The 19567-nt window shown below is 72.1% G+C and carries 15 protein-coding genes and 1 pseudogene; 9 read left to right on the top strand and 7 right to left on the bottom strand.

Annotation, left to right across the window (positions count from 1 at the left end):
• Nucleotides 1–31: 31 nt before the first annotated feature.
• Genes ACIRFH_RS28425 through ACIRFH_RS28415 form a run of 3 tightly spaced genes read right to left on the bottom strand, consistent with a single transcriptional unit; the run spans nucleotide 32 to nucleotide 3261 of the window.
• A complete protein-coding gene (locus ACIRFH_RS28425) occupies nucleotides 32–931 on the bottom strand; it encodes a carbohydrate ABC transporter permease (RefSeq protein ID WP_403526699.1) in 900 nt (299 codons plus the stop codon).
• A 2-nt stretch (nucleotides 932–933) separates the two neighbouring features.
• The gene (locus ACIRFH_RS28420; protein WP_403526696.1) at nucleotides 934–1875 is read right to left on the bottom strand and encodes a carbohydrate ABC transporter permease; all 942 of its coding nucleotides are present in this window, start codon (nucleotides 1873–1875) and stop codon (nucleotides 934–936) included.
• A 21-nt stretch (nucleotides 1876–1896) separates the two neighbouring features.
• On the bottom strand, nucleotides 1897–3261 hold the full coding sequence (locus ACIRFH_RS28415) for an extracellular solute-binding protein (protein ID WP_403526693.1): 1365 nt from the start codon (nucleotides 3259–3261) through the stop codon (nucleotides 1897–1899).
• A gap of 260 nt (nucleotides 3262–3521) precedes the next feature.
• On the opposite strand from ACIRFH_RS28415, the gene ACIRFH_RS28410 reads away from it, so the two are divergent.
• Together ACIRFH_RS28410 and ACIRFH_RS28405 are read left to right on the top strand one after the other, a co-directional pair.
• On the top strand, nucleotides 3522–4601 hold the full coding sequence (locus ACIRFH_RS28410) for a LacI family DNA-binding transcriptional regulator (RefSeq protein WP_403526690.1): 1080 nt from the start codon (nucleotides 3522–3524) through the stop codon (nucleotides 4599–4601).
• Between the two features lie 325 nt (nucleotides 4602–4926).
• Nucleotides 4927–5385 carry a GNAT family N-acetyltransferase gene (locus tag ACIRFH_RS28405; protein ID WP_403526687.1) on the top strand — a complete coding sequence of 153 codons (459 nt, stop codon included), beginning with the start codon at nucleotides 4927–4929 and terminating at the stop codon, nucleotides 5383–5385.
• Here ACIRFH_RS28405 and ACIRFH_RS28400 read toward each other — a convergent pair.
• The 3 genes and pseudogenes from ACIRFH_RS28400 to ACIRFH_RS28390 form a co-directional block, all read right to left on the bottom strand.
• Nucleotides 5346–5492: pseudogene (locus ACIRFH_RS28400) on the bottom strand (ATP-binding protein); the annotation flags it as partial. The gene ACIRFH_RS28405 and the pseudogene ACIRFH_RS28400 sit on opposite strands and share 40 nt — an antisense overlap.
• A 163-nt stretch (nucleotides 5493–5655) precedes the next feature.
• Nucleotides 5656–6843, bottom strand: coding sequence for an NAD(P)/FAD-dependent oxidoreductase (locus ACIRFH_RS28395; RefSeq protein WP_403526684.1), 1188 nt, complete (start codon nucleotides 6841–6843; stop codon nucleotides 5656–5658).
• Complete coding sequence (locus ACIRFH_RS28390) at nucleotides 6840–7163, bottom strand: bifunctional 3-phenylpropionate/cinnamic acid dioxygenase ferredoxin subunit (RefSeq protein WP_403526681.1); 324 nt, start codon at nucleotides 7161–7163, stop codon at nucleotides 6840–6842. The genes ACIRFH_RS28395 and ACIRFH_RS28390 overlap by 4 nt, the downstream gene beginning before the upstream one ends.
• Nucleotides 7164–7465: 302 nt before the next feature.
• Here ACIRFH_RS28390 and ACIRFH_RS28385 point away from each other — a divergent pair, with 302 nt between their 5' ends.
• The 7 genes from ACIRFH_RS28385 (at nucleotide 7466) to ACIRFH_RS28355 (ending at nucleotide 16851) form a co-directional block, all read left to right on the top strand.
• Nucleotides 7466–8332 carry an IclR family transcriptional regulator gene (locus ACIRFH_RS28385; RefSeq protein WP_403526678.1) on the top strand — a complete coding sequence of 289 codons (867 nt, stop codon included), beginning with the start codon at nucleotides 7466–7468 and terminating at the stop codon, nucleotides 8330–8332.
• Between the two features lie 91 nt (nucleotides 8333–8423).
• Nucleotides 8424–9509, top strand: a complete 1086-nt coding sequence (locus ACIRFH_RS28380; RefSeq protein WP_403526673.1) for an S-(hydroxymethyl)mycothiol dehydrogenase — start codon at nucleotides 8424–8426, stop codon at nucleotides 9507–9509.
• Nucleotides 9510–9778: 269 nt separating this feature from the next.
• Nucleotides 9779–10933 carry an N-methyl-L-tryptophan oxidase gene (gene solA / locus ACIRFH_RS28375; protein WP_403526740.1) on the top strand — a complete coding sequence of 385 codons (1155 nt, stop codon included), beginning with the start codon at nucleotides 9779–9781 and terminating at the stop codon, nucleotides 10931–10933.
• A 44-nt stretch (nucleotides 10934–10977) separates the two neighbouring features.
• Nucleotides 10978–12144, top strand: coding sequence for an aromatic ring-hydroxylating dioxygenase subunit alpha (locus ACIRFH_RS28370; protein ID WP_403526737.1), 1167 nt, complete (start codon nucleotides 10978–10980; stop codon nucleotides 12142–12144).
• Nucleotides 12137–13603, top strand: a complete 1467-nt coding sequence (locus ACIRFH_RS28365) for an aldehyde dehydrogenase family protein (RefSeq protein WP_403526670.1) — start codon at nucleotides 12137–12139, stop codon at nucleotides 13601–13603. The genes ACIRFH_RS28370 and ACIRFH_RS28365 overlap by 8 nt, the downstream gene beginning before the upstream one ends.
• 91 nt (nucleotides 13604–13694) lie before the next feature.
• On the top strand, nucleotides 13695–15278 hold the full coding sequence (locus ACIRFH_RS28360) for an APC family permease (protein ID WP_403526667.1): 1584 nt from the start codon (nucleotides 13695–13697) through the stop codon (nucleotides 15276–15278).
• A gap of 16 nt (nucleotides 15279–15294) precedes the next feature.
• A complete protein-coding gene (locus tag ACIRFH_RS28355; RefSeq protein ID WP_403526734.1) occupies nucleotides 15295–16851 on the top strand; it encodes a GMC family oxidoreductase in 1557 nt (518 codons plus the stop codon).
• A 224-nt stretch (nucleotides 16852–17075) separates the two neighbouring features.
• Here the strand turns inward: ACIRFH_RS28355 and ACIRFH_RS28350 are convergent, their stop codons facing one another.
• A complete protein-coding gene (locus ACIRFH_RS28350; protein WP_403526664.1) occupies nucleotides 17076–19445 on the bottom strand; it encodes an FdhF/YdeP family oxidoreductase in 2370 nt (789 codons plus the stop codon).
• Nucleotides 19446–19567 lie beyond the last annotated feature (122 nt).

The raw sequence follows: 19567 nt of genomic DNA, 5'->3' as shown, positions 1-19567 counted from the left end.
TCGGTACGGGCAGCAGGCTTCGGTGACAGGGTCAGGAACCGCCGAGACCGGTGGTGGCGACGGAGTTGACGATGCGGCGCTGGAACAGCAGGAACACCACGATCAGCGGCAGTGCCGCGAGCAACGCGGACGCCATGGCCTGCGCGTACTGGATGCCGTAGGCGTCCTTCACGGTGGCCAGGCCGACCGGGAGGGTCATCAGATCGGGGTCGTTGGTGACGATGAACGGCCACATGAAGTTGTTCCACGCCCCGATGAAGACGAAGATCGACACCGCGGCCACGATCGGTCGCGACAGCGGCAGCACCACCGACCGGAAGACCCGGAACTCGGAGGCGCCGTCGATCCGGGCCGCCTCCTCCAGCTCCCGGGGGACGCCGTCGAAGAACCGCTTCAGGATGAACACCATCATCGGCGCGACCACCTGCGGCAGGATCACGGCCGCGTAGGTGTCCACCAGGTCGAAGAGCAGCATCTGCCGGAACAGCGGCACCACCAGCAGCTGCGGCGGCACCATGATGGCGGCCACTGTCACGGCGAGCAGGGCCTTGCGTCCGCGGAAGGTGCCGCGGGAGAAGCCGTACGCCGCGAGCGTCGAGACGGCGACGGTGATCACGGTGACCAGCGCGGCGATCAGGAAGCTGTTGAACGCCCAGACGGACACGTTCCCACGTTCCAGGATCTCCCGGTACGCCTCCAGCGTGAAGGCACCCTTGAAGGGGGAGAGGCCGGGCTTCGACAGGTCCTGTTCGCTCTGCACGGACGTGGCGAGCGCCCACACGAACGGCAGCAGCCACACGGCCGCCAGGACGACGAGGGCGGTCCCGGCCAGGACGCGCGGCAGCCGGCCGTGGCCGAGCAGCAGCGGGGAGCCGGTCGCGTCCCGGGGCGTACGGCGCCGCGGGCGGAGGGTCGTTGCGGTAGCGGACACGGTCAGTCCTCCTGGCGGAAGAGGCGGAGCTGCACGAGCGAGACGACGATGATCAGCGCGAAGAAGAGGTAGGAGACCGCCGAGGCGTAACCGAGCCGGTATCCGGTGAAGCCGACGTCGTAGACGTACTCCAGGACGGGCCGGGTCGAGGCGTTCGGGCCGCCCTTGGTGAGGATGTAGATCTGGTCGAACACCTTCAGCGAGGCGAGGATCTGGAGCATCCCCACCAGCACGGTGGTACGGCGCAGTTGCGGCAGGGTGATGGACCACAGGCGCCGCCACGCCCCGGCGCCGTCCAGCGCGGCGGCCTCGTCGTACGTCGAGGGCAGCGACTGGAGTGCCGAGAGGTAGAGCAGGAAGTTGAAGCCGACCGTCCACCAGACGGTGAGGGCGGCGATCGACCACATGGCGACGGACTCGTCGGAGAGCCAACCGACCGGGCCCATGCCGAGGCTGTCGAGGAACTGGTTGGCGAAGCCCAGGTCGGGCTGGTAGAGCCAGGTGAAGATCAGCGTCACCACGGTCACGGGCAGCAGGTACGGCGCGAAGAACGCCAGCCGCCACGCCCACTGCCCGGCCAGCCCGCTGTGCACCAGCAGTGCCATCGCGAGGGCGACCAGTACCAGCGGCACGCTGGAGACGACGGTGAAGAACACCGTGTTGCCGAGGCTGCTCCACACGTCCGGGTCGCCGAACGCCTCGGCGTAGTTGTCGAGACCGACGAACGCGGTGTCGCGTATCGCCAGCGAGGAGTCGGTGAAGCTCATCCACAGGCCCTGCACGACGGGCCACACCAGGAACAGGACGAACAGCACCAGGAACGGCAGGACGAAGACCAGGCCGGAGCCGCCGGTGCGCAGCTTGCGCAGGCGCCCGGGGGCGCCCGTCCGGGGAGCCGTCGAGCCGGGCAGCGAACCGGTGTCGGGGGGTGCGGTGGTGGTCACGGGGATCACTCCTTCTGCTCGTCAGGCCACCGGGTTGGGCTGCCGGAGCAGCGTGTCCGCCTCGCGGACCATCTGACGCACCGCCTTCTCGGCGGTGGTGTTGCCCAGCAGCGCCGACTGCAGCGGCTGGCACATCCGGTTCTGGAAGTTGGAGGCGGCTCCCGTGAACCAGTTCGGCGGATCGAGCACCGCCACCTTCCCGGCATCCGCGTACGAGGACTGCGGCTTGAGAGCGGCATACTCCGGCTGCGCCAGTACGGGCTGGTAGGCGGGGATGTGACCGGCGCTCGCCCAGGTCAGGCTCTGCTTGATCATCTCCGCGACGTACCGGTGGGCCTCGCGCCGCCGGGCCGGGTCGGGGTCGTCCTGGTGCGGCAGGACGAAGCTGTGGCTGTCGGTGTAGACGGCCGGCCGGTCGAAGACCTGCGGGAACGGTGCGGCGCCCAGCGGGATGCCGGACTTCTTCAGCGTGGGCAGCTCCCACTCGCCGAGCATGGCCATGCCGCCGCGGCCGGCGGTGAACGCGGCGAGCGCCCCGTTGTAGTCCAGGTTGTTGGGGTTGGTCCTGCCGTCGAACAGCTGCTGCATGAAGGACACGACCCGGATCGCGGCGTCGACGTCGATCCGCGGCGGACCGCCGTCGGGCAGGGTGAACTCGGCGCCGGTCTGGGCGTAGAAGGCGGCGAACTGCCGCCAGTTCTGCGCGGTGTCGGTGACGTGGCCGAACAGGATGCCTGCCCCGCCGGTCGCCTTCGCCAGACCCCGGCCCGCCTCCAGCAGGGCCTCCGGGGAGCCCATCGGTGCCAGTTCGCCGGAGGGGTCGAGCAGGCCGGCCGTGTCGGCGGCCTCCTTGTCGTAGAAGACGATGAAGGGGTGGACGTCCAGCGGGATCGCGTAGACGGTGCCGTCGTGCTTCGTCCGTGCCCAGACCGCCGGCGTGAAGTCCTTCTCCGTGACGCCGAACTCGGCGAGCAGATCCAGATCGAAAGGGTCGAGCAGGCCGCCGGGGGCGTATCCGGCCAGCCGGGACAGGTGCAGGACGGCCACGTCGGAGGCCCGTCCGCCGGCGGCGGACATGGCCAGTTTCGTGTAGTACGACGGTCCCCAGTCCAGGATCGTCCGGTCCACGTCGAAGCCCCGCCTGCCTCGGGAGACGGCCTTGATCATGTCGTCCATCAGCATGCCGTCGCCGCCCTGGAACAGGTCCCAGACACTCAGCGCGGAGGCGCCGGAGGCCGAGGCGGGGGAGGAGCAGCCGGACAGCGAGCCCGCGGCGAGCAGTGCGCCCGCCCCGGCCAGGCCGGTGCCCAGGAGGTGACGGCGGGTCAGGCCGCGGGACGCGGCGGACTCCGGGGGCGGGGCGGGGACAGGGGATCGCGCAGTCATCGTTGACCTTTCGACGGCCGGACACGCGTGCCGGACCGGCGGCGGACCGCGGAGGAGGTGGTCCGCCGCAGTGTTCGGCAGGCGGGGCGCACCGGCTGACGCGGTGCGGTGGCTCGTTTTTACATCGATGTACATTGGCTGTAAAGAGTCTGCGGCGGATGACCCGTGTTCCGGGAACGGGCCGGACCGGCACGGTCCCCCACCCGCCTCCGGCCTGCCGCGATCTACACTCGAGGCCGGTGCGGGGCAGGGAGGTAGCGGTGGTACGGCCCAGGATCAAGGATGTCGCGCGGCACGCGGGGGTGTCGGAGAAGACGGTCTCCAACGTGATCAACGACTACGTCCATGTCTCCGAGCGGACCCGGCGCGTGGTCCAGGAGGCCATCGACCACCTCGGTTACAAGGTGAACCTGGCCGGCCGCCACCTGCGCAAGGGCCGCACCGGCATCATCGCCCTGGTCGTCCCCGAACTCGACGTCCCCTACTTCGCCGAACTCGCCCGGCACGTCATCCGCGAGGCCGAACGGCGGTCCCTGACCGTCCTCATCCACCAGACCGGCGCCGACCGCGACCACGAACTGGCGGCGCTGACCGGATTCGGCTCCACCTTCGTCGACGGGGTCATCCTCAGCCCGCTCGCCCTGACCGCCGACGACCTGCGCGACCGCGCGGGTGCGCCGCCCACGGTGCTGCTCGGCGAGCTGCTGGAGGAGGGCGCGGACCACGTCGCCATCGACAACGAGCGGGCCGCGCGGGAGGCCACCGAACACCTCATCGGCCTCGGCCGCCGCGCCGTCTGGGCCGTCGGCGGCCGGGACGACGCCGGCCTGGGCACCGCCGAGGCCCGCACCCGCGGATACCGCGCCGCCCTCGCCGCGGCGGGCCTCGCCTTCGACCCGGCGGCGCTGCTGCCCGTGGCCTCCTTCCGGATGCCCGACGGGGCCGAGGCCGTGGACCGGGCACTGCGCGCCGGCGGACGCCCCGACGCACTGCTCTGCCTCAACGACCAACTGGCACTGGGCGCCTTGCGCACCCTCCACGACCACGGCCTGCGCGTGCCCGAGGACGTCGCCGTCATCGGCTTCGACGACGTGGAGGGCGGACGCTTCAGCGTGCCGACGCTGAGCACCGTCGCCCCCGACAAGGCCGCCGTGGCCAGGATCGCCGTCGACCTGCTCCAGCGCCGGATGGACGAGGCCGCCGCCCCGGCCCCCGCGGACGACCCGTCGGCCGGCGTCCGCTCTCCCCAGGACCTCGTCGTCGCCCACCGACTGGTGCTGCGCGAAAGCACGGAAGGAACCGGTGCGGGCACGGGGGAGGAGCGCCGGCCCGGGACCTGACGGGCATGACGGGGGAAGGACGCACGCCCACGCTCCGGACGCCCGGCCGGAGTCTCCTCGTCGCTCTCACCCGCGGCCACCGGCCCCCGGGACGAACCACCCCGCCCCACCCGGCTCCGAGCGGAGGTCGCCTCCCTGGGCCCCGTCGCGGTCGTCGACCGGCGGCTCGAGCCCCACCCGCAGGTGCCCTCCGAAGGGCAGACGGTGCCTCGTCCGTATCTCTTCCCGATCGCCACCTGAACCTCTACCTCAGGGTGAGATATCGTTCCGCCCGCTCAATCCGACGACCTCGTGGGTCGGCGGGCTGCCCACTCAGGTGACCGGAGTGCCTTGGTGGAAGTACAAACGCCAGCCCAACGCCGCGCCGGCCGAGCAGGAAGCCGGTATCTGCGTCTTCTACGTGCTCGTCGCCGAGGAGGGCTCGGTACTCGGCAGGTTCAACCTGTACGACGTGGAGGACGGCACCGCCGGACTCGGCTACCGGGTCGCGGAGCGGACCGCCGGCCGCGGCGTGGCGACCGCGACCGTCCGGGAGCTGTGCCGGATCGCGACCGCGCGGCACGGTCCGCGCACACTGCGGACGGCCGCCTCCCACGACAACACCGCATCCCGGAGAGTCCTCACCGAGGCGGGGTGCGTCCCGGTCGGCCCTGCCGCCCCGGCCGATCTCGGCGGCAAGTCAGGCACCTGGTACCAGCGCGACTCTCCGGCCATGGACCTTGAGGACAGATCGCTGCTGTGCCCTCAGCTCTCAAGGGCCTGTGCGATCTCCCGCGCGGCCTGATCCGGTGCGAGGTGCGTGGTGTCGACGACCTCGGCCTCCGCGTGCAGCCATGTACGGGCCGCCTCGGCGTAGGGCTCGAGGTGTGCGAGGCGGAAAGGGGAGTCGGGCGTCCGTGGGCCGCGGACAGCGCGAGACACGCCGCGCGCCGGGCCGCCCCGATAAGCCTGGGCTCATGACCGTTCCGCGATCCGGCGTTGATCACCGGGTCCCGAGCCGGCCACCCGCGGGCCGTACGGCGCCGGACCGCGGGTGGTGGGCCCGGTGGGATGTTCAGAGCGTGGCCGGCCGGGTGCGGGGGTTCTCCGCCCGTGCCAGTTCGCGGCGGACCCGCGTGAACGGGCGCGGGCGGTCCACGGCGAGCACCGCGGTCGTACGGCCGTCGCGCTCGTACACGGCGAGGAGTCCCCCCTCGGCCGGTGCGCCGTCGGCCAGGCCTCCCTCCACGACGCGGACGGTGTCGCCCTCCCGGCGCCGGCCGGCGAACTGGATACGGGCGCCGTACTGGTCGGACCAGAAGTACGGCACCGACCGCACGCTCTCGACCGTCCTCCCGGCGAGCAGGTTGGCCACGGCGACGCGGGGCTGCTCCGTGGCGGAGGTCCAGTGCTCGGCCCGGCTCCCGCCGACCCGGGCCACGTCGCCGACGGCGACCACCTGCGGCAGCGCGGTCGCACAGCCGTCGTCGCACAGGACCCCGTCGTGCAGGGCGAGTACGGAGCCGGCCAGCCAGTCCGTGTTGGGCCGGGCACCGATGCCGGTGATCACCACGTCGGCGGGGAGCGTCCGGCCGTCGGCGAGTTCGACGCCGGTGACGGCCACCGTGCCGCGCAGGCCGGCCACACCGGTGCCCGTGACCAGCTCCACCCCCGCGCGGGCGTGCAGCGCGGTGCACACCGCGGCCATCTCGGGTCCGAGCTGGGGCACGAGCGGCAGCGGGGCGGCTTCGACGACGGTGACCGTGTGGCCGAGGGCGACGCACGAGGAGGCGGTTTCGGCGCCGATGAAACCGCCGCCGATGACGACGACCTGACGCGGGCCCCGTATGAGGTCCTCCCGCAGGGCACGGGCGTCGTCGAGCGTGCGCAGGGTGTGGACGCCGGCGAGGCCGTCCCCGCGCAGGCGGCGGGCCGAGGCCCCGGTGGCGATGACGACACCGTCGGTGGAGACGGTGCGACCGCCGTCGAGCAGGACGGTGCGGCCTCGGGCGTCCAGGCCCTGGGCACGCACGCCGAGGAGCCACTCGGCGTCCAGTGCGGCGGTCTCCTCCTCGTCGCCGAGGGCCAGGTGGGCCTCGTCCGCGCGCCCGGTGAGGAAGTCCTTGGACAACGGCGGCCGGTCGTAGGGGCGGTGGGGCTCGTCACCGACGACCACCAGCCGTCCGTCGAAACCCTGGGCGCGCAGCTCGCGGGCGGCGTACAGCCCGGCGAGCGAGGCGCCGACGACGGTCACGGTCCTCATGCGGCCGTGCCCTCCTCTGCGGTGAGGTGGACGTGGATGACGCCGTCGTCGACGGTGACGCGGTGGGTCCGCACGGCGCGCCGGGCCGGGAGGCAGGTCGGCACCCCCGTGCGCAGGTCGAACGAGGCGGCGTGGAGCGGACATTCGACCAGGCAGCCCTCCAGCCAGCCCTCGGAGAGGGAGGCGTCCTGGTGGGTGCAGGTGTCGTCGATGGCGTAGAGCTCGCCGTCGGCGGTGCGGAACACGGCGACGGGCGGGGTGAGATCGAGGCGGACGGACTCGCCCTCGGGAAGGTCTTCCAGGCGGCAGACGGAAATCACGGGCCCCCTCTCGGTCCGGATCGCTCGGTCCGGACCCGTGTGGTCCAGCAAGTCAGGGCATGGGGAGATGTCACGGCGTTCGAACGACCGGGCCGCCGCCGGTGCGGGCGGTTCGGGGCGCCGAGGACGGGCCGGCCTTCGTCGCCGCCCTTCCGAGCGTCGGACTCTTCGGTAACTCGGTGTTTCATATAGCGCACTGGTTGGGCGCTGTGCGCAACAGAATCCGCGCGGGACGACCGTCGCGTCAAGGGTTTCCCGCAGATGCGGTCCAAACAGGGCCGACAGGTCGTGAGCGTTGAGCGATGATCCGCACGCAGAGGCGCGGCGGGCGTGGTGCGGTGCGGTCGGTGGACCGCGCCGTGAGTGTGCTGGAGTTCCTCGCCCGGCACGGGGAGGCGGGCGCCACCGAGATCGCCGACGAACCGGGCGTGCACAGGTCCACCGTCTTCCGGCTGCTTGGTGCTCTGGAGAACCGGGGCCTGGTGGCCCGGACCCAGGGCCGCGGCGAGTACTTCCCGGAGCGGGCGTGCTGCGCCTGGCGGGGGGCGACCGCGGTGCGGCCGGACATCTCCCGGGAGGGCGTCCCGGTCTGCCGCGGACTCGCGGGCGAACCGGGCGAGACGGCCGACATCGCCGTACTGGGCGACGACGCGGCGGTCGACATCATGCGGGCGCGCGGCACCGCCTCCGTGACCGTCCGGAACCGCCTCGGCCGCCGCACGACACGTCCAGCGGCAAGGTGCTGCTCGCCCGCCTGCCGGCCACCCTGCGCGAAGACCTGCCGACACGTCCCCTGCCCCCGCCTCGCCGATCGCACGGTCACCGGGATGCCGACGCTGCGCACCGAGCGGGAGGCCGTGGTCGAGCAGGGCCACGGGGCGACCGTCGAGGAACTGGAGCGGGGGCTCGCCGGCGTCGCCGCGTCCAGCGTCCCGGGTCCGGTGTGCCGGCCGGCAGCGGACCGGTTGCCGGGGCCGGCGAAGCGGATGGCGGCGGCCGGGGGCGGGTCGTCCCGCCGCGTGGGCCACGGCTTCCGAGCCGAACCCGGACGGTGGCGTCCTCGACCCGCGGAACGGACCGCACACGGCGGGGGAGCGGGAGCGTTCCGGTCCCGCTCCGCCGTGTGTCCGGCGGGTTTCGGGCGCCCCGTTCCTTTTGCCGGGGCTTAACGCACGCCTCTTGACGGTCGCTCCGCACTGTTCCCAGTATGTTTCTCGACGCGCAACCGATCGTGCACTACGCAACAAAGAGGAGCGTTCCGTGTCTCACGAGGTCCGTGCCGCAGTCGCTGTGAAGAAGGGCGCGCCCGTCGAGGTGCGGACGATCGTGGTCCCCGATCCGGGGCCGGGCGAGGTGCTGGTGGACGTGCAGGCCTGCGGAGTCTGCCACACGGACCTGCACTACCGGGAGGGCGCGATCACGGACGACTTCCCGTTCCTGCTGGGCCACGAGGCGGCCGGTACCGTCTCGGCAGTCGGCCCGGGAGTGGACGAACTGCGGCCCGGCGACTACGTGGTGCTGGCCTGGCGTGCTCCGTGCGGCGGTTGCCGCTCCTGCCGCCGCGGCCGCCCCTGGTACTGCTTCGACTCCCGCAACGCGGCCCAGCCGATGACGCTGCTGGACGGCACCCCGCTCACCAGCGCGCTCGGCATCGGCGCGTTCGCCGAGAAGACCCTGGTGGCCGCGGGGCAGGCGGTCAAGGTCGACCCGGCCGCCCGCCCGGAGGCGGCGGGCCTGGTCGGCTGCGGGGTGATGGCCGGCTACGGCGCCGCGGTCAACACCGGCAACGTCGGGCGCGGCGACTCGGTCGCCGTCATCGGCTGCGGCGGCGTCGGCGACGCGGCCATCGCGGGCGCCTGTCTGAACGGCGCCATGAAGGTCATCGCCGTCGACATCGACGACCGCAAGCTCGACCGGGCGGAGAAGTTCGGCGCCACCCACACCGTCAACTCCCGTGGCACGGACCCGGTCGAGGCGGTCCGCGCCCTCACCGACGGCTTCGGCGTGGACCTCGCCATCGACGCGGTGGGCCGCCCGGAGACCTTCATGCAGGCCTTCTCCATGCGCGACCACGCCGGTGTGCTGGTCCAGGTCGGCGTGCCCGCCCCGGAGGCGAGGATCGAGCTCCCGCTGACCGACGTGTTCTCCCGCGGCGGCGCGATCAAGTCCTCCTGGTACGGGGACTGCCTGCCCAGCCGTGACTTCCCGTACCTCATCGACCAGTACCTGTACGGAGTGCTCGACCTCAACGCGTTCGTCTCCGAGACCATCACCCTGGACCAGGTGGAGGAGGCCTTCGGCACGATGCGCCGGGGCGAGGTGCTGCGCTCGGTGGTGGTCCTGTGAAGGCTCCCCGCCCCCGTCCCTCCAGATGCCCTTTCCGATCCCCCTGACCCCGCGACTCCCCTTCCGCGCCCGGCCCGCGCTCCCCCGGCCGGGTACGTGACCAGCGCGCCTCCCACGGCTGCACGCCGAGCCGCTGCGGCGCGTACGCCCGGCTGCCCGCGGGCACCGGCGTGCCCGCCGCCCGCTCCGGGGAGAAGGCGCCCGCCACGGTCGCCGACGAGCCCCTGCACGACCCGAAGACGTCCCGCATCCACCGCCAGGAGGCATCCGTGTCACCGTCTTACGACGTCATCGTCATCGGTCTGGGCGGCATGGGCAGTGCCGCGGCCCACCACCTGTCCGCGCGCGGCGCCCGGGTACTCGGCCTGGAGAAGTTCGGCCCGGTGCACAACCGGGGCTCCAGCCACGGCGGTTCGCGCATCACCCGGCAGTCGTACTTCGAGGACCCGGCGTACGTGCCGCTGCTGCTGCGCTCCTACGAACTGTACGAGGACCTTCAGCGGGCCACCGGCCGCGACATCGCCGTCCTCTGCGGCGGAGTGATGATCGGCCGGCCCGACTCCCGGACCGTGGCGGGCTCGCTGCGCTCGGCGCGGGAGTGGGACCTGCCGCACGAGATGCTCGACGCGAAGGAGATCCGCCGTCGCTTCCCCACGCTCGCCCCGAAGGACGACGAGGTGGCTCTGTACGAGCGCAGGGCGGGTCTGCTGCGACCGGAGAACACCGTCGCCGCGCACCTCCAGCTCGCCACCCGGCAGGGCGCCGACCTGCACTTCGAGGAGCCGATGACCCGCTGGGAGCCGTACCGGGACGGCGTCCGCGTGCACACCGCCGAGAACACCTACACCGCCGGGCACCTCGTGATCTGCCCGGGGGCGTGGGCGCCGCGGCTGCTCACCGACGTGGGCGTGCCGTTCGACGTCGAACGGCAGGTCATGTACTGGTTCCAGCCGAGGGACGGCATCGAGCCGTTCCACTCCCGGCACCACCCGGTCTACATCTGGGAGGACGCGGCCGGCGTCCAGATCTACGGCTTCCCCGCCATCGACGGCCCGCGACTGGGCGCCAAGGTCGCCTTCTTCCGCAAGGGCGACGTCACGACCCCGGAGACCATCGACCGGACCGTGCACGACCACGAGGTCGCGGCGATGGCCGCCCACCTGGAGGGCTGCGTCCCGGACCTGCCCGGCACCTTCCTCAAGGCCGCCACCTGCATGTACACCAACACGCCCGACGAGCACTTCGTCATCGCCCGCCACCCGGCGCACCCGGACTCGACCACCGTGGCCTGCGGGTTCTCCGGGCACGGCTTCAAGTTCGTCCCCGTCGTCGGCGAGATCCTCGCCGACCTGGCGCTGGCCGGCGCCACCGAGCACCCCATCGGCCTGTTCGACCCCGCCCGCCTCGCCGCCGCGCCTGCCTGAACACCAGGCGACGTCCCCTTCCGAGGAGCACGCACGTGACGACGATCCCCACCCCCGCCGGCCCCGTCCCCGCCCCGGCCTCCGCGCCCCCGCCCTCCCTGCCCCCGAGCCTGGTCGCCACCCTGCCCGGGCACTACTACACCGACCCGGAGATCTTCCGGCAGGAGCAGCAGCTGTTCGAGTCGCTGTGGTTCTGCGCCGTCCGCAGCGCCGACCTGGCCGGGCCGGGCGCCTTCCGGACCGTCCAGGTCGGCCGGGAGAGCGTACTGATCACCCGTACCCGCACGGGGGAGCTGCGCGCCTTCCTCAACATCTGCCGGCACCGCGGGGCCCGGCTGTGCCTGGAGGAGTCCGGTGAGGTCCGCCGCACCCTCCAGTGCCCGTACCACGCGTGGACGTACGACCTCGACGGCAAGCTGGTCGCCGCGCCCAACCTGGTCAAGATGCCGGACGTCGACCGCACCGAGTACGGGCTGGTCAAGGTCGCCCTGCGCGAGTGGCTCGGCTACGCCTGGGTGTGCCTGGCCGACGAGCCGCCCTCCTTCGAGGAGACGGTGATCGGCGCCGCCGTCGAACGGCTCGGCGACGCCGCCGCGATCGAGCACTACGGCACCGAGAAGCTGGCCCTCGGCAAGCGGATCGTCTACGACGTGAAGGCGAACTGGAAGCTGATCGTCGAGAACTTCATGGAGTGCTACCACTGCGCCACGATCCACCCCGAACTCACCGAGGTGCTGCCCGAGTTCGCCGACGGGTACGCGGCCCAGTACTACGTGGGGCACGGCGCCGAGTTCGGCGAGGAGATCAAGGGCTTCACGGTCGACGGCAGCGAGGGCTTCGGCAGACTGCCCGGCGTCGACGACGACCAGGACCGCCGCTACTACGCGATCACCGTCAAGCCCACGGTGTTCGTCAACCTGGTCCCGGACCACGTGATCCTGCACCGCATGTTCCCGCTCGCCGAGGACCGCACGGTCGTCGAGTGTGACTGGCTCTACGCGCCGGAGGTCGTCGCGTCGGGCGCGGACGTGTCGAAGTCGGTGGAGCTGTTCCACCGCGTGAACCAGCAGGACTTCGAGGCCTGCGAACGGACCCAGCCGGCGATGTCCTCGCGCGCGTACCGGACCGGTGGCGTCCTGGTGCCCACCGAGCACCACATCGGCATCTTCCACGAGTGGCTGATGGAGCGGCTGGGAGGCGACCGTGCCTGAGCTGTTCATCGACGGACGCTGGCGGGCCGCGCTCGACGGGCGCACCCGGGAGATCCGCTGCCCCGCCGACGGCTCCCTGGTCGCGGTGGTGGACGAGGCGGGAGCCAAGGACACGGCGGAGGCGATCGCCGCCGCCCGGCGTGCCTTCGACGAGGGCCCCTGGCCGCACACCACCGCCGACGAGCGCGGCGCCCTCCTGCTGCGCGTCGCGGACCTGCTGGAACGCGACAAGGACGCCCTGGCCCGTGCCGAGTCCCTGGACACGGGCAAGCGGCTGGTGGAGAGCGCGTACGACGTCGACGACGTGACGAACTGCTTCCGCTACTTCGGCCGGCAGGCCACGGCCGACGGCGGCCGGGTCGTCGACACCGGCAACGGGAGCGTGGACAGCCGGGTGGTGCATGAGCCCGTCGGCGTGTGCGCGCTGATCACGCCCTGGAACTACCCGCTCCTGCAGACCTCCTGGAAGGTCGCCCCGGCGCTCGCCGCCGGCAACACCTTCGTGCTCAAGCCGAGCGAGCTGACCCCGCACAGCGCGGTCCACCTGATGCGGCTGCTGGCGGAGGCCGGGCTCCCGCCCGGCGCCGGCAATCTGGTGCTCGGCGCCGGTCCCCGGGCGGGCGCCCCGCTGGGCGACCACCCGGACGTGGACCTGCTGTCGTTCACGGGCGGTCTGGAGACCGGCCGCCGGCTGATGGCGGCCGCGGCGGGCACGGTGAAGAAGGTCGCCCTCGAACTCGGCGGCAAGAACCCCAACATCGTGTTCGCCGACGCCGACTTCGACGCGGCCGTCGACATGGCGCTGACCGCGGTCTTCCTGCACTCCGGCCAGGTCTGCTCGGCCGGGGCGCGGCTCCTGGTCGAGGACGCGCTGCACGACCGGTTCGTCGACGAGGTGGTGCGCCGGGCCCGGCGGATCCGCCTCGGCGGGCCGTTCGACGAGCGGGCGCAGACGGGGCCGCTGATCTCGGCGGCGCACCGGGACAAGGTCGAGGCGTACGTCGCCCGCGGGCTGGCGGAGGGCGCCGTGCTGCGGTGCGGCGGCGAGCGTCCCGCCGGCCCCGGGTACGACCAGGGGTTCTACTACCTGCCGACCGTGCTGGACGAGTGCACCGGCGCCATGTCCGTGGTGCGGGAGGAGTCCTTCGGGCCGGTGCTGACCGTCGAGCGCTTCCGCGACGAGGACGAGGCCGTACGCCTCGCCAACGACACCGTCTACGGACTCGCGGGCGCCGTGTGGACGGGCGACGAGGCGCGGGCGGCCCGCGTGGCGGCGCGGCTGCGGCTCGGCACGGTCTGGATCAACGACTACCACCCCTACGTCCCGCAGGCCGAGTGGGGCGGCTACAAGCAGTCCGGGTTCGGGCGCGAACTCGGACCCGCGGGGCTCGCCGAGTACCGCGAGACGAAGCACATCTGGCGCAACACCGCCCCCGCCCCCCAGGGCTGGTTCGCCTGACCGCCCGGGCCGCGCGGGTCCGTCCGCCCGCGCGTCCGGCCCCCGACCGAGCCACTCCCCGCCCTCCCGAGGTACCACCAGGAGTCCGCTCATGACGACGACCGAGCAACCGCCGGGCCCGCACCGCCCCGGTCACCACGACGACGCCGAACTGGCCGAGTTCGGCTACAAGCCGGAACTCAAGCGCACCCTCGGCACCTTCCACACCTTCGCCGCCGGCATCAGCTACATCTCCATCCTCACCGGCACCTTCCAGCTGTTCTACTTCGGCTACGGCAGCGGCGGCCCCGCCTACTGGTGGTCGTGGCCGATGGTCTTCGCCGGTCAGTTCACGGTCGCCCTCTGCTTCGCCGAGCTGGCCGCCCGCTATCCCGTCGCGGGGTCGGTCTACAACTGGTCGAAGAAGGTGGGCAATCCGCACCTCGGCTGGCTCGCGGGCTGGATGATGCTGATCGCCTCGATCGTGTCCATCGCGGCCGTGGCGCTCGCCTACCAGCTCACGCTCCCGCAGATCAGCTCCGTCTTCCAGTTCGTGGGCGACGGCACCGGCACGTACGACGTGGCGACGAACGCGGTGGTCCTGGCATCGGTGCTGATCCTGTTCACCACCCTCGTCAACGCCTTCGGCGTCAAGCTGATGGCCACGATCAACACGGCGGGCGTGTTCATCGAGCTGATCGCCACCGTGGTGCTCATCGTCCTGCTGGCCGCGCACATCACGCGCGGGCCGCAGGTGGTCACGCACACGGAGGGGACGGGGGCGGGGTACTCCACCGGCTACCTCGGCGCCTTCCTGGTGGCGTCGCTGGCCTCCGCGTACGTGATGTACGGCTTCGACACGGCGGCGTCGCTCGGCGAGGAGTCCCTCGACCCGTCCCGCAACGCGCCCCGCGCGATCGTCCGCGCCATCGTCGCCTCCTTCGTGCTGGGCGGTCTCATCCTGCTGCTGGCGCTGATGAGCGTCTCCAGCCTGAAGGGCGAGAAGCTGTCCACGGACGGACTCCAGTACGTCGTGCTCGACGTGCTCGGGCCGACGGCCGGCAAGGCGATGCTGTGGTGCGTGCTCATCGCGGTCACCGTGTGCGCGCTGGCCGTGCACACGGCGGCGATCCGGCTGGCGTTCGCGATGGCGCGGGACAACAACCTGCCCGCCTCCTCGCTGCTCGCCCGGGTCAGCCCGCGCTTCAGGACGCCGGTGCTGCCGGCCGTGATCATCGGTGTCCTCGCGCTGGCGATCCTGGTGGTCAACATCCGACAGCCGCAGATCTTCACCGTCGTCACCAGCATCGGCATCATCATGATCTACCTCGCCTACCTGGGCGTCACCGCGCCGATGCTGGTGGCCCGGCTGCGGGGCAGGTGGCGGCCGGCCGGTGAGGGCCGTTTCTCCCTGGGCCGCTGGGGACTGCCCGTCAACATCGTCGCCGTCCTGTGGGGCGCGGCCATGACGCTCAACCTCATCTGGCCGCGCGCCGCCGTCTACAACGCCTCCGCTCCCTACCACTGGTACCTGCGCTGGGGCGCGGTGCTGTTCGTCGCGTTCATCGCCGGCGGCGGCTTCGCCTACTACTGGTTCGTCCAGCGGCACCGGACCGGCGTGCTCGCCGCACACCGGCTGGACGACCACACGCCCACCCCGCAGAACACTCCCCTCGCCGCTCCCGCGGCCGACTGAGAAAGGCCGACTGATGATGAACACCGACGAGTTCGACTACGTGGTGGTCGGCGGCGGCACCGCGGGCAACGTGGTCGCGGCCCGGCTCTCCGAGGACCCCGGCGTCACGGTGTGCGTGCTGGAGGCGGGTCCGAGCGACGTCGGCGACGACGACGTGCTGCGGCTGGAGCGCTGGATGGGCCTGCTGGAGTCCGGCTACGACTGGGACTACCCCGTCGAGCCACAGGCCAGCGGCAACAGCTTCATGCGGCACGCCCGCGCCAAGGTGCTCGGCGGCTGCTCCTCGCACAACTCCTGCATCGCCTTCTGGGCCCCCGCCGAAGACCTGGACGACTGGGCCGCGAAGGGCTGTACGGGGTGGAGCGCGGCCGACGTCTTCCCCCTCTACCGGCGGCTGGAGAACAACGACGCCCCCGGCGACCACCACGGCCGCACCGGCCCGGTGAAGCTGCGCACCCTCAAGGGCGACGACCCGTGCGGGGCCGCGCTGCTGAAGGCGTGCGCGCAGGCGGGCATACCGACCACGCCGTTCAACACGGGCAGCACCGTGGTCCGGGGCGCCAACTGGTTCCAGATCAACTCCGACGAGAACAACATCCGCCAGTCGTCCTCGGTGGCGTACCTGCACCCGGTCATGGGCAGGCGGCCGAACCTGGAGGTGCGCACCGGGGTGCGGGCCAAGCGGCTGGTGCTGGACGGGCGGCGGTGCGTCGGCGCCGAGTATCTGGACCCCGACCTCGTGCACACGCGGACCGTGCGCGCCCGGCGCGAGGTGGTCGTCTCGTGCGGTTCCATCGACTCCCCGAAGCTGCTGATGCTGTCGGGCATCGGGCCGGCGGAGCACCTGCGGGAGGTCGGCGTCGAGGTGGCCGTGGAGTCCCCGGGCGTGGGCGAGAACCTCCAGGACCACCCCGAGGGCGTCATCATGTGGGAGGCGAAGCAGCCGATGACCACCACGTCCAGCCAGTGGTGGGAGGCGGGCATCTTCTACGACACCGAGCCCGGCCTGGACCGGCCCGACCTGATGTTCCACTACGGTTCGGTGCCGTTCGACCTGAACACCGCCCGGCACGGCTACCCCACCTCCGAGAACGCCTTCTGCCTCACGCCCAACGTGACGCGCGCGAAGTCGCGGGGCACGGTGCGGCTGCGCACCCGCGACTACCGGGACAAGCCCAGGGTCGACCCGCGGTACTTCACCCACGAGCACGACGTGCGGGTGATGACGTACGGGCTGAAGCTGGCACGCCGCATCGCCGAGCAGCCCGCGCTGAGCGGCTGGGCGGGCGCCGAGCTGGCGCCCGGGCCGGACGTCCGGACGGACGACGAGCTGCTCGACTACATCCACAAGACGCACAACACCGTCTACCACCCCGCCTGCACCGTGAAGATGGGCGCGGACGACGACGCCTCGGCCCCGCTCGACGCGCGGCTGCGGGTCAAGGGGGTCGAGGGGCTGCGCGTCGCCGACGGGTCCGTGATGCCGGACCTCGTCACCGTCAACCCGTGCATCACGACGATGATGATCGGCGAGAAGTGCGCGGACATGCTCAAGGAGGACGCACGCGGATGACGGCCGGGCGGGACGCCTGACCGTCCGGCCGGCCGTGATCCCGCTGTGCACCGCCTCACCGGCCGGGGCCGCCGCGGCAGCCCCGGCCTCAGGTGTCCCTCGGCGCCGACGGGCGAGGAGCGCCCAGCGATCCCGAGACTGCCGCGCGGCGACGAAGCCGCCCGTGTCCGGCGCCGTCCGGCGCCGGACACGGGCGGCTTCGCGCTCCCGTGGTGCCCTTCCGCTCAAGCGGTGGGGTGACCCGCGCTCTCACCCGGGAGGCGGGGACGTGTCGCCCCCTCGGCCGAGTGCGGTGCCGCGGCCGGCGTCGGCTCCAGCCGGACCACGACGGACTTGGACGTGGGGGTGTTGCTGACCTCCGCGGTGGAGTCCAGGGGGACGAGGACGTTGGTCTCGGGGAAATAGGCGGCGCAGCAGCCGCGCGGGGTGGGATACGCGACGGTGCGGAAGGCCGGGGCCCGGCGGTCGACGCCGTCGGAGAACTCGCTGACGATGTCCACCAGGTCGCCCTCCGCCAGACCGCGTGCGGCGAGGTCGTCAGGGTGGACGAAGAGCACCCTGCGGCCCTGGTGGATGCCGCGGTAGCGGTCGTCCAGGCCGTAGACGGTGGTGTTGTACTGGTCGTGCGAACGGAGGGTCTGGAGGAGGAGACGCCCCTGCGGGACGCGTATCACCTGCAGCGGGTTGACGGTGAAATGGGCCAGCCCGGTCCTGGTGGGGAAACGCCGTTCGTCCCGAGGGGGATGGGGCAGCGCGAAGCCGCCCGGCGCCCGCACCCGGGTGTTGAAGTCCTCGAATCCGGGAACGACCCGCTCGATCCGGTCCCGGATGAGGTCGTAGTCCGCCTCGAAATCCGCCCAGGGCACCTGCGGGCCGTCGTCGCCGAGAACCGCCCGCGCCATCCGGCAGATGATCGCGACCTCGCTCAGCAGGGCGTCGGACGCGGGCTTCAGCCGACCTCGGGAGAGGTGGACCATGCCCATGGAGTCCTCCACCGTCACCAGTTGAGGTCCCGTGGGCCGGAGGTCGGCTTCGGTGCGGCCCAGGCAGGGCAGGATGAGCGCCTGGCGGCCGGCCACCGCGTGGGAGCGGTTGAGCTTGGTGGAGATCTGCACCGTGAGGTCGCAGGTGCGCAGCGCTCGCTCGGTGAGGCCGGTGTCGGGGGCGGCGGAGACGAAGTTGCCGCCGAGCGCCACGAAGACCCGCACCCGTCCGTCGCGCATGGCCCGTATGGTCTCCACGGCGTCGTGGCCGTGGTGGCCGGGCGGCACGAAGCCGAATTCGGCGCCGAGGGCGTCGAGGAAGGCGGCGTCCGGCTTCTCGTGGATGCCCATGGTCCGGTCGCCCTGGACGTTGGAGTGGCCGCGCACGGGGCAGAGGCCGGCGCCGGGGCGTCCGATGTTGCCGCGCAGGAGCAGGAAGTCGACGACCTCGCGGATGGTCGGCACGGAATGGCGGTGCTGGGTGAGACCCATCGCCCAGCAGACGACGATCTTCTCGGCGGCCAGCACCTCCTGGAACGCCTCCTCGATCTCCTGGGCCGTCAGGCCGGTGGCTTCCAGGATGTCGTCCCAGGACGTCTTGCGGGCCTGCTCGGCGAAGGCTTCGAAACCGTGGGTGTGCGCGGTGATGAAGTCGCTGTCGAGGACCGTGCCCGGGGCGTCGTCCTCTGCTTCGAGGAGCATGCGGTTGAAGGCCTGGAACAGGGCCTGGTCACCGCCGAGCCTGATCTGCAGGAACCGGTCGGACAGCTGGGTGCCGCCGCCGACCACGCCGGAGGGCCGCTGGGGGTTCTTGAACCGCAGGAGCCCCGCCTCGGGCAGGGGGTTGACCGAGATGACGCGGGCCCCGCGCTCCTTCGCCCGCTCCAGCGCCGAAAGCATCCGGGGGTGGTTGGTCCCCGGGTTCTGTCCCACGACCAGGATCAGGTCCGCCTCGTACAGGTCCTCCAGCCGGACGCTGCCCTTGCCGATGCCGATGGTCTCGACCAGTGCGGAACCGCTGGACTCGTGGCACATGTTGGAGCAGTCCGGCAGGTTGTTGGTGCCGAACAGCCGGACGAAGAGCTGGTAGACGAAGGCCGCCTCGTTGCTCGCCCGGCCGGAGGTGTAGAAGGCGGCCCGGTCCGGGGAGTCGAGCGCGCCCAGTTCCCGGGCGACGACCTCGAACGCCTCCTCCCAGGAGATCTGCCGGTACCGGTCGCCGCCCGCGGGGCGGTACATGGGATGGGTGAGGCGTCCTTGTTGGCCCAGCCAGTAGTCGCTGCGCCCGGCGAGGTCCTCCAGGGTGTGCTCGGCGAAGAACTCCGGGGTGACCCGGCGCAGGGTCGCCTCCTCCGCCACCGCCTTGGCCCCGTTCTCGCAGAACTCGGCGCGGTGCCGGTGTCCGGGCTCCGGCCAGGCGCAGCCCGGGCAGTCGAAGCCCTTCTTCTGGTTGACGCTCAGCAGGGTCAGCAGACTGCGGCGGGCACCCATCTGCGTGTAGGCGTGGCGCAGGGAGGAGGTGACCGCCGGAACGCCTGCGGCGTAGTCCTTCGGCGGGCCCACTCGCAGACGGGAGTCACCAGGGTCGTCGGCGGGTGCCTTACGGGTCATCGGCAGTGCTCCGCGGTGTCGGGAATGAGGGAACGGAAAGAGGGGGGCGGCAGTCGGGGCCGGGCGGAGGAGGCACGTGGACGCGGCTCTCCGCCCGGCACCGTGTCCGGGCTCGCTCCCGG

The organism is Streptomyces sp. NPDC093586 (assembly GCF_044764905.1).
Lineage (GTDB): Bacteria > Actinomycetota > Actinomycetes > Streptomycetales > Streptomycetaceae > Streptomyces.
The sequence above is the reverse complement of the archived record's forward strand: the minus strand, read 5'-3'. Positions and strand labels throughout refer to the sequence as shown.

Excerpts from the sequence above, each read along its gene's own strand:
- ACIRFH_RS28415 (WP_403526693.1), bottom strand. The coding sequence starts at position 3,261 with ATGACTGCGCGATCCCCTGTCCCCGCCCCGCCCCCGGAGTCCGCCGCG.
- ACIRFH_RS28395 (WP_403526684.1), bottom strand. The coding sequence starts at position 6,843 with ATGAGGACCGTGACCGTCGTCGGCGCCTCGCTCGCCGGGCTGTACGCC.
- ACIRFH_RS28385 (WP_403526678.1), top strand. The coding sequence starts at position 7,466 with ATGATCCGCACGCAGAGGCGCGGCGGGCGTGGTGCGGTGCGGTCGGTG.
- ACIRFH_RS28360 (WP_403526667.1), top strand. The coding sequence starts at position 13,695 with ATGACGACGACCGAGCAACCGCCGGGCCCGCACCGCCCCGGTCACCAC.
- ACIRFH_RS28355 (WP_403526734.1), top strand. The coding sequence starts at position 15,295 with ATGAACACCGACGAGTTCGACTACGTGGTGGTCGGCGGCGGCACCGCG.
- ACIRFH_RS28350 (WP_403526664.1), bottom strand. The coding sequence starts at position 19,445 with ATGACCCGTAAGGCACCCGCCGACGACCCTGGTGACTCCCGTCTGCGA.